Source organism: Selenomonadales bacterium (assembly GCA_017442105.1).
In the GTDB taxonomy this organism is placed as follows: domain Bacteria; phylum Bacillota; class Negativicutes; order RGIG982; family RGIG982; genus RGIG982.
The window spans coordinates 1-10,262 of sequence record JAFSAX010000178.1 but is presented as its reverse complement, the minus strand read 5'-3'; the positions used below and the strand labels follow the sequence as shown (position 1 = coordinate 10,262).

The 10,262-nt window shown below is 52.7% G+C and carries 12 protein-coding genes; all 12 read right to left on the bottom strand.

The features are described from left to right. Positions 1-419: hypothetical protein (locus IJN28_07095; GenBank protein MBQ6713532.1), on the bottom strand; the 419-nt coding region annotated here is incomplete at its 3' end. Between the two features lie 192 nt (positions 420-611). After that, positions 612-1,532, bottom strand: a complete 921-nt coding sequence (locus IJN28_07090) for a ChaN family lipoprotein (GenBank protein MBQ6713531.1) — start codon at positions 1,530-1,532, stop codon at positions 612-614. Next, entirely contained in the window at positions 1,502-3,556 is a 2,055-nt protein-coding gene (locus IJN28_07085; protein ID MBQ6713530.1) for a TonB-dependent receptor, read from the bottom strand. The genes IJN28_07090 and IJN28_07085 overlap by 31 nt, the downstream gene beginning before the upstream one ends. A gap of 28 nt (positions 3,557-3,584) precedes the next feature. Further along, a complete protein-coding gene (gene hutW / locus IJN28_07080) occupies positions 3,585-4,994 on the bottom strand; it encodes a heme anaerobic degradation radical SAM methyltransferase ChuW/HutW (protein MBQ6713529.1) in 1,410 nt (469 codons plus the stop codon). Beyond that, positions 4,991-5,503, bottom strand: coding sequence for a flavodoxin family protein (locus tag IJN28_07075; protein ID MBQ6713528.1), 513 nt, complete (start codon positions 5,501-5,503; stop codon positions 4,991-4,993). The genes hutW and IJN28_07075 overlap by 4 nt, the downstream gene beginning before the upstream one ends. A gap of 24 nt (positions 5,504-5,527) precedes the next feature. Then, complete coding sequence (locus IJN28_07070; GenBank protein MBQ6713527.1) at positions 5,528-6,328, bottom strand: ABC transporter ATP-binding protein; 801 nt, start codon at positions 6,326-6,328, stop codon at positions 5,528-5,530. Next, positions 6,325-7,329, bottom strand: a complete 1,005-nt coding sequence (locus IJN28_07065; GenBank protein ID MBQ6713526.1) for an iron ABC transporter permease — start codon at positions 7,327-7,329, stop codon at positions 6,325-6,327. Before IJN28_07065 ends, IJN28_07070 begins: the two co-directional genes overlap by 4 nt. Continuing rightward, positions 7,326-8,300, bottom strand: coding sequence for an ABC transporter substrate-binding protein (locus tag IJN28_07060; GenBank protein MBQ6713525.1), 975 nt, complete (start codon positions 8,298-8,300; stop codon positions 7,326-7,328). The genes IJN28_07065 and IJN28_07060 overlap by 4 nt, the downstream gene beginning before the upstream one ends. Before the next feature lie 13 nt (positions 8,301-8,313). Then, positions 8,314-8,472 (bottom strand): Com family DNA-binding transcriptional regulator, encoded by a 159-nt coding sequence (locus IJN28_07055; GenBank protein ID MBQ6713524.1) that lies wholly within the window; start codon positions 8,470-8,472, stop codon positions 8,314-8,316. Positions 8,473-8,514: 42 nt separating this feature from the next. Further along, entirely contained in the window at positions 8,515-9,231 is a 717-nt protein-coding gene (locus tag IJN28_07050) for an energy transducer TonB (protein ID MBQ6713523.1), read from the bottom strand. Positions 9,232-9,236: 5 nt separating this feature from the next. Further along, positions 9,237-9,647, bottom strand: a complete 411-nt coding sequence (locus IJN28_07045; protein MBQ6713522.1) for a biopolymer transporter ExbD — start codon at positions 9,645-9,647, stop codon at positions 9,237-9,239. Continuing rightward, complete coding sequence (locus IJN28_07040) at positions 9,644-10,258, bottom strand: MotA/TolQ/ExbB proton channel family protein (protein ID MBQ6713521.1); 615 nt, start codon at positions 10,256-10,258, stop codon at positions 9,644-9,646. The genes IJN28_07045 and IJN28_07040 overlap by 4 nt, the downstream gene beginning before the upstream one ends. Between the last annotated feature and the right edge of the window lie 4 nt (positions 10,259-10,262).

Here is a 10,262-nt window from a genome sequence, read left to right as displayed (position 1 = left end):
GCGAGCGTACTGAACACAGGCATGAACGGGTCGATATTCGTTCTCGTCAGGATATAGATAAATGCAAGGATCGTACACGAGAAATAAAGCCCTGCACACGAGATGATGAACGACGTTCTGTCGATTCGACCACGGTAAAAATAGTCGATGATAGACTTGACGATCGGACGGTCGCGCCACATATAGAACACGAGCCAAAAGAACATCAAGAGTAGGATCGGTACACCGACGAATTTCGGATGCGGTTCGGGCAGCGTGACCGCTTTCGGTGCCCATATCTCACTGTCAAGATTAAGCCAGCCGAGCGGATTGGCCGATGCCACACCTCCGTCAAGAATAGATATCGTAAGCCAGCCGCCCACCGCACACAGCAACGTCAGCGGCGAGAAGAGCTTGGCAAATATTTGCGATCGTTTCACAAAAAAGCCCCCTTATATATTGATTCAATATTGTATATATTAGCCATTTCTACCCTATTTTCCTGTATCACCATCAAATTTTTATATACCAAAGATGTATCTCCATAACCTCCCCCCTATAACAGAAACGCCCCCCGCAGCATCTCTGCCGCGAGGGGGGCTTCTTATTGTATAGGTGGAGTTGCGGATTGATTATTTTACTGCAGGCATTTTGCCTTGTTCATTTTTGCGTACGAAGATGCAGAATAGTTCTTCGTTTCTGCCTTGTGTTTCTTCGACCGATTCTGCGGGTGCGATGACTGCGATCTTAAGCTTGGGGCGAAGAAGTGCCAGCTTCTCGGCGACACCAAGATGGTGATTGCCGTGGAACGAGCCTTGATAGTGGATCACTTTTGTATCAGGATGGGCATCGAGATATCGCGCGATGCTCTCTGCCATCGTGTCATCCTTGAGGCATTGTGCACCGTAATAGCGATCGAGCATCTCGCCCGTTATTTTCATCGGGCCTTTCGGCGTGCCCATCACCTTGGCGAAGTTGTCATAATATGCATTCTTCGTGATGATGTGCTGTGTGGGCAGATACTGTCTGTCGGCTTCTGCGATACCGTCAAGCGTGCCGTTCTTCGCATAGTGCGCCGCCAGATAACGCGGAATGTTGGACGATATCACATCAAGTCCATTCTCTTTTGCAAACTCTGCCATCGGACGATAGTCTTCGTCCCAGTTCGGCCAAAGTCGGACAGTCTCTCTCATTTTCTCTTCTGTGATATCGCCTGTCATATATCGCTCAAACTCTTTGGCACCGTCTCGCTCGAGCATCTCCATCGAGACAGCGAGGTTCGGCTGCAGCTTGTACATTGCGCAGAGGAAATCATTCTCGATGATATGGATGGCGCGCTGATCGTGGTATTCGCCGAACAGGACGACATCATATCTCGCCAGATATTCTGCCGCCGCTGCCGCGTCCATCGACTTGCCTCCCGCATAGAAATACGCATCAGCCGCACTCGATGCACCGCACGTCGGCACCATCGCCAAACACAACAGACTTGCCATACAGAGCGTTCGTTTCAGCTTCTTTATCATAACGTCACCGATACGCCGAGTCTCCACTGTCTGCCGTCAATGTAGAGATCGTCTACGACCTTGTCGAAGATGTTGTCAACGCCGAAGTATGCTTCCACATTGCCGAATTCTTTTGTGAAGCAGATGTTCGTTGTGGTGTAATCATGGTTCTTGTCATCGTAGCGGTAGCCCGATACGATATCGCTCCAGAGCATCATGCCGAACGCATCTTCTTTGCGGTCGTTGTATTCGAGTCGGAGCGAGAGGATATTTCTCGCGCGGCCTTCAAGGCGCGAGTTGTTGCTCTTGTCAACGGCATCGAGATACGTGTTGACGGCTCTGAACGTCCAGTTATCGTTGAAATGTCTGCCGATCTCTGCTTCGATCCCATCGATCTCGGCTTTGTCGACGTTGACATATTTGCCGTTATAGACACCGCCGACATATTCTGTCTCTGTCGTGATAAGGTTGGAGACATCACTTGCGAAGTACGTCAGCTTACCGAAGTTGCCGTTTTTCTCAGCCTCGATGCTGATATCATAGCTGGTCGATTTTTCCGGATCGAGGTCGGGGTTGCCGTATACGTTGACAGTCGAACCGCCCATTGCGCGGTGCATTGCCATATAGAGCTCACTGATGGTCGGTGCTTTGAAGCCTTTGCCCCAGTTGGCTTTGATTCGGACATCATCGTTCATGTTGTACGTTGCACCGACTTTCGGGCTGACGTGCGAGCCGTAGGTGTTGTGGTGGTCATAGCGGAGCGCAGGGATGACGAGGAGCTTATCGTTTACCATCCATTCGTCCTGGATGTATGCCGCATACGAGCGTGTCGAGGCATCGGAGCTGTCTTTCGTCAGACCGTTCTGCGTGATGCTTGTGACATTCGATGCACCGTCACCGAGGCGCGTGCCTTCGTACGCATCGTAGCGGTATTCGCCGCCGAAGGTCAACAGATGCTCATCATTGAGCTGCATCGTGTTGCGGCCTTCCAATACGAACTGATCGTATTCTGCTTTGTCAAAGTCGTATTTCGGATACAGTCCGCCGAGGATCTGTTCCATGATCGGTACGCGGAAGCCCGGGCGGTTGTTGAACAGCTCGGAGTCCTTTGTCAGCTTGCTGTAGTAGGCACGTACCTGATAATCGCCGCGCTGTGTTTTACCCGTATATTCGAGGCTGACATCCTTGCGTTCGTTTTCGAAGCGTTCTTTTTTATCCTTTGTCGTCTCAAGCGAGCCCATGCTTGAATGTGTAAGTACATCCGCATATTTTGCATTCAGGCGTTCTTTCATGTAGCTCGTTTGGAAGCGGAGTTCCTTCGTATCGCCGAGATCGTAGCCGATATCGAGATTATAGTACTGTTTGTTGCCGTACATATTGGTGTTGACACCTGTATAAGTAGCAGAGCTGTCACTGCTGTCGCTTGCATCCCAGCCGTTTTCGCGGACTTTGGAGAAGCGCATATCGAACGAGGCACTTACCTTGCCCTGCTTGCCAAAGTCGAAGTTGTACCAGTTCGCCATTTCACGCGAGCCTGTAGAGAGACCGACTGTTGTCTCTTGCTTGTCGGGGCGTTTGGTGATGATATTGATGACGCCGCCCATCGCATCGGAGCCGTAGAGAGCCGAGCCTGCGCCGCGGACGATCTCGATGCGTTCTACTTCATTGATGTTGAGACGGTTGAGCTGATGTACGTTCTGCGTAACAGACGTATCTTCGCCCGCCATACGTTTACCGTCGATGAGGATGAGCGTATGGTTCGTGCTCATACCGCGAAGCGAGACGGCGTTGCCCGTCATGCCTGCCTCGGAAAGGTTGAGGTTCGTTGCCATGCGGAGCGCGCTTGTCAGATTGTCTGCGCCGATCGACTTGATATCCTCCGCTGTAATGACTTCTACTGCCGACGGAACGGCTTTTACTTCTTCTGCATGACGTGTTGCCGTTACAACGACTTCACGTGTGTCGACTGCATCATCTGCAGGTGCTGCGTATACCAGGCCTCCGCTGAGAGAGATCGCGACGAGCGTAGTTAATACTGCCAAGCGTTTTTTCTTCATGTTTGACCACCACATCTTTCCTATTTTTCTACCGCGCACAGGGTCAACCCTGTGCCGCTATTTTTTCTATTTCGGGCGACCAGGAGCCGCCCATCAATACCTCGATACATTCGAGGATCGACTGCGTTATGTTCATCTGCCAGAAGCGTCCTGCCTCTGTCATCGTGTAGAGGACTTCACCGCGCACGAATAGCCCGCTCGTTACGAAGGCTTCGGCAAGTGCTGTCATCTCGCGTTCTTCGATACCAAACTTGTCGGCAAGCTTCTTCGGCGAGAACCAGCCCATTTCAAGCTGGTATTTCACTTCGTTGTGAAGAGCATCGTTCGGGGACTTTTGCATAAGCACCATGAGCGGTTTCTGCCCTGCATCGACCATCGGTATATATTTTGCTATATCGCGCGAGAGAAAGCACGTAGCATCGCCGATGAAACCGCCCGCTCCTGCACCGTACGGAAACACCTTCGCACCACTTTTTGTCAGCGTGTTGTAGAGACTTCTCTCACGTGCCGTACGCGACCAGTGACAACCCGAGATGCGTTTGTACATCCGCGCACGCATCCATTCGCCTGCCGCGCGGTACATCTCTGCCTGCTGAACGGTCGTCGAGGCGGGCGGTATCGTGCCTGCATCGATCGCCTGCTTCATCAGGCTGTTGTCAAAGAGGTTGAGCTGATACAAGTCCATGCCGTCGATGGGGAGACTGTCCATGTCGGCAAGATCCTCAAGGAGCGTTTCGACCGTCTGGCCGGGGAGGCCGAAGATGAGGTCGATGATGATCGCCGCCTGATTGTAGGAAGCGGCTTTTTCCATGCGCTCCATGATTGTTTCACGTGTGTCAAGACGACCTGCCATCTGACGAATCTTCGTATTGAACGACTGTACACCGATAGAGATGCGGTTGACACCATTACCGAACCAGACATCCATCTTATCCTCCACCATATCGCTGACGCGGCCTTCGAGCGTCAGCTCGCAATCATTGGCAAGCGGAAGATACGTGCGAACGGCTTGGAGCAGTCTGCCGATATTGTGCGGTGAGAGCGCACTCGGCGTACCGCCGCCCAAAAAGATCGAACGGATCGGAGCGGCTTTCATATACGGCTTGTCGGCATCGCGCGCAAGGTCTTTGATAAGTCGATCGACATATGCCGTTTCGACATCTTCATTCGTGAAGTTCTGGAAGAAGCCGCAGTAGAGGCATTTGTGCGAACAGAACGGTATATGGATATACGCTGCTCTGACTTCATCGCGCGGTGCAGTCTGTTGCATGATAGATTCCCATACACCATCGCGCTCTGTCGACGGATATGGTTTGGCTCTGACGCCGGGATGGACGACACGCTTACGGTCATATGCCTTCGTCAACGGATCATCGGATGCGCGTCCGACGAGGAGTTCACGTTGCTGCTGTGTGAGCGAAATGAGGAGTGTGTTGATCTTTCCTTCTTTCACGAATAAAGTCCCACCTTTTCCGCGATCAGACGAAATGCCTCCTTGGCGTCAGCCACATCTTTTTCATCGGGATGTGTGCTTGCCGCTTTGTGACGTGCTCTGCGTGCATCATCCATCGCGTGCGGATGTCCCTGCGGGAATTTTGCCATTGCTTCGATAAGCTTCGGATCGATCTTGCCCTGACAGATGAAGTTGCCTACGACTTCGTTCGATTCGTCAAGCAGATCTGCCGCATTTTTGAGACTGTCCATTGCGTGCTGGGATCTCGGGTCTGCACCGAGCGTTGCGAAGAAAGCAACTTTTTTGCCGCGAAGCGTTTTGATGAAGTCTGCCGCTTCTTTATTCGCCGTACCACGGTCTACCCAAAATCCGACCGCAATAAAATCTGCCGTCTCTGTACTCGGGTTATCGCCGACTGCAACGGGAGTCGTGCCGAGCACCTCTGCCACTGCGTCTGCGATCATTTTTGTGTTGCCTGTTCTCGTGTGATATGTTACCAATACATTCATGTTCTGATCTCCTTTTTTCTGTTTTCATGCTAAGTGTTTATTCATCGTTTCATACGGTATGCAGACAGGTACATCACGCCCGTCTATCGGAAGGTGCATAACTGTCGCTTCTACGCCGTACAGCTTACCGAGCATTTCTTCGGTAAATACTTCATCGGCAGGACCGTCGGCAAGGATATGCCCTTTTTTGACGGCGACAAGCCTCTCGCTGAATCTGACAGCGTGGTTAAGGTCATGCAATACCATAATAACGGCAATATTCTTTTCTTCATGAAGCCTGCGAATCAACTGCATCAACTCCAGCTGATGATAGATGTCGAGATATGTCGTCGGCTCATCGAGCAGAAGGATCTCGGGCGACTGCGCAAGTGCCATCGCGATCCATGCGCGCTGTCGCTCACCACCCGACAATCCTGCAAGATTCCTGTGGCGCATCTCATAGACACCTGCCGATTCCATCGCTTCACGGATGATCTCTTCATCCGTATCTGACTGTGATGCGAGCATACCTCGGTGCGGCATACGACCATAGCATACCAGATCGTATATCGTCATATCTCCCGGTGCCATTGCCGTCTGTGGCAGGATCGATATCTTGCGTGCGACTGCCTTCGGCTCCATCTTATGAATATTCTTACCGTCCAAATAGACAGTACCGCTCGTCGGCTTTAAGAGTCTGCCGAGTGCTTTGAGCACCGTCGATTTGCCCGAGCCGTTCGGCCCGATGATGGAGATGATCTCGGGTTTCTCCATGCAAAAATCAAGTTCTTCGGCGACTACCTTGCCACCGTATTGTAATCTTATCTTTTCTGCTTCCAGTCTCATCGTCCGCGCATCCCCTTTCGCAAAAGATACAGGAAGAACGGCGCGCCCAGAAATGACATAAACAGTCCTACAGGCACTTCAACAGGATCGAACGCACACCTTGCGGCGGTATCCGCACCTGTGACGAGAGCCGCACCGAATACTGCCGAACATGGCAACAGCCCCGAAAAATCCGACCCCACGAGCATCCGCACCATATGCGGCACAATCAAGCCCACGAATCCGAGCATACCTGCTACACTGACTGCCGATGCCGCCAAAAGTGCTGCCAGTGTCACGAGCAAAAATCGCACCAACTCGACCCGTACACCAAGCCCTTTGGCTACCTCATCACCGAGCTGAAGTGCATTGAGCCAACGACAGCCTGCCCATACACCGAGAATGCCGATAATCGTATACGGAACGATCATCTCAACGTGTGTCCAAGACCTACCTTGAAAACCGCCCGCCATCCAATTCACAGTCCCCTGTACTTTATCGGCATGGAATACCATCAATGCCGTCATACCGCCGCCGAAAAATGCGGCGATCGCAACGCCTGCCAATACGAGGCGGAGTGGACGAATGCCATTCTCCCAAGAGAGAACGCATACAAGTGCCGAGGCGATCATCGCGCCGACGAATGCCGCGAGCGGAACGAAGGCTGTCTGCTCGGGGGCAAGGATCATGACGGCCATTGCCGCCAGACCCGCGCCTGCCGATACACCGATGATACCGGGATCGGCAAGCGGATTTTTGAGTACGCCCTGCAGAATGCATCCTGCGAGAGCAAGGTTAAGACCTGCGAGTGCCGCTGTGATAACGCGCGGCGTGCGGATATAGTGGAGGATCTGATGTGCATCAGAGCCTTCTCCGATCACGAAGCTGTCGCGTACCTGCGATAAGCTGAACTCAGCCGAGCCGAACATCAGTCCGCCGAGGAGCGTTGCCGCAAGGGCGATCACGCCCAAGAGGAATATGCCGCTTCGTCTTTTGTCCATATTAACTGTCGGTGCTATCATTTGGCTTTCTCCTCAAATACGATCTTCGCCAGCACGTCTATCGCCTCAGCCGTCTGTGTACCCGGGTTGACGGCGAACAGCTCATACGGGAGCACGTATACGCGGCCCGTCTTGACTGCCTTGATGCCGCTCCAGATCGCCTGCGAGTTCATCTGCGAGAGGAACTTGTCGCGTACTGCAGGATCGTTGCTGTGCGATACGAGGCAGATGACCTCGGGATCTTCCTTCGCTACGAACTCCATGCCGAACGGCAGGAATCCGACCTGACCGACTGCGCCTGTCGCATGATCGGCGATATTGTTGCCGCCGAGACGCTCGAGGAGGTCACCGACGAAGCTTTTTTTCGATGCCATCTGGAAGCTGTCGGGCGATCCCCAGATGATGAGTGTTTTCGGCGGTTTCTGACCGCTGTATTTTTCTCTGACTGCCTTGTACTGTGCTTCTACTTCGGCTTTTTTCGCCGCCGCTACATCAGGCGTGCCTGCGATATCACCGAAGAACTCGAGCGATTCCAAAACATGCTCATACGATTCGAGCGAACGGAGCACCATCGGGATGCCTGCGCCTTCCATCGTCTTGATCAGCGTGTGGTGAAACGGTACGTTGACACCGATGACCAGATCGGGCTTGAGACTCAAGATCGTCTCGATATTCGGGCTGTGCAGGATACCGACCTCGGGCACATCCTTCAGCTTCGCCTGCCATTTGGGCGGGGTGGCTTTCGTCGTCGGTTTGCCGACGATCAGGTCGCTGCCGCCCGCTTCACAGAATATCTCCATGCTCGAGGCATTAAGGAGAACGACTCGTTTTACCTCACTCGGTATCGTGACCGTTCTGCCCATACTGTCTGTGACCTGGCGCGTGCCGCTCACCGCAGCATCCTTGTCACTGCCGCCGCCCTGCCAGAAGAATATTCCGATCACCGCACAGACCGCAAGAACTGCAATGACCATTTTCATCATACTGCTCATACTAAAACCTCACTTATGTCTTATTCTCATCTGTCAATTCCAGTATCCGTCCACACTTCGGACATTTGATCTCTATTCGTTTTACTTCTCCGTAAAACAATAGTCGCCGACAATGACAACAGCGATGCTCGGGCATCGACGACTTCCTCTTTTTCAACTGAATCACTTCCACTTCGTTCACTCCCTGTATCCTTATCCCAACCATTTGTCTTGCTTACTTCAGATAAAACGAGATCGGGATATTCATACGAAGCATTCTACCCACATCATGTGGGAACGGACAGCTCTTCTGTACCGCTTTCAATCCTGCTTCATCCAGTATTTTCGCACCCGACGATCGTACGACATACAACTCGATCAGATTGCCGTTCTTATCGATCGCTACACCGACCGTTACCACACCTGTCAAATTACGTCGCACCGCCATAAACGGATATTCCTTGCGGCTCTCGACGCGAGCCAAGAATCTGCCGATCGCGTTGCCTTCGGTCTCACCGCCGACTGCTTCACCACTCGGAACACCTATGCTCGCACCGACCGCAGTGCCCGAGGTGCTCGGTGCAGAGGACGAAGCACTCGAAGTGCCCGAGGACTTCATCCAGCCGTCTGCCGTTGTCGGCACGGAGCTGACTGCCGCCTGCGCAGGTGCTGCCTTAGGCGCGGCCTGCGGCGTGCTTGCCGCCTTCGGCTGTATAGGTTCTGCTTTAGGCGCAGGTTCTTTCGTCGGCAGCTGCGGTACTTCTGCACGTGCTCTCTGCGGCTCTACCATCGACATATCGATCTCGATCAGGTCTTCTTTCGGGGCATGATATTCCATCATGCCGTACGTCAGATATCCGACGAACATGACTGCCACCACATGGAATCCGACCGATATCCGTATCGGCAACACCCATTCTTCGGGTATCATCTCTTTCAAACTCAGGCGCACACCGCTCACCGCCTTTTCGCTTCCGCCGCGATAGAAAGCTTCGTCACGCCGATCGCTTTCAGCTCATCCATGACCTCGACTACATGACCATGCTCGACACTTCTGTCTGCGCGGAGGATAACAGGCACATCGGGACGATCGGCAAGCTTCACATATAGCTGACCGCCCAGCTCCTCGATCGTGATCGGCTCATTTTCCAACAATATCTTGCCGTCCTTATCGAGCGTGACAGAGATCGGAACGACCTCCTCCTGATGCGCCGCCGCGGCCTGCGGAAGCTGAACAGGAAGCGACTTCTGCTCCACCATCTGGAGCGTACTGAAGATAAAAAACACCAATAAGAAAAACATAATATCGATAAGCGGTATGATCATCAGCTTCGGTTCGGATGTGATCCGCGCACTTCTTGCTTTCATCGTACTTCTCCTTTTGCCCTGTCGATGACAAACATACACATCGTCTCCATCTCCGTCAACACATTATCCAGCCGACGCGCAAAATAGCTGTGTACACACAGTGCAAGCACTGCTACACAAAGACCGCTCGCCGTTGCGATAAGCGCTTCTCCGATACCGCCTGTAAGAGCCGTCGGATGTGCCGCCGCATCAAGAATATTGAACGATCCGATCATACCGACGACCGTACCGAGAAGTCCGAGAAGAGGAGCCATCGTCACGACCGTATCGAGATAACCGAGATTCTTCTTCAATCTCGCCGCCTCAAGCGACGTCCTATCCTCGAACGAATCACGCATCACATGTACATCACCGTATGCACTGATACCCGAAGCTAATATCCTGCCGGCTGCACTCTCCGACTCCATGCAGATCTCTCCTGCCTTTTTCCACTCCTTCCTATCCACGTACTTCATCATCTCATGGCATACTCGCCGACCTTCCTTCGCATCTTTCTGATAATAGCAAAATCGCTCGACCGCGATCGCCACCACAAGCAACGAACAAAAGAGCAGCGGGTACATTACGATGCCACCCTTCACAAACCAATCAAGAATTCCATAGCCTTCCATCAAT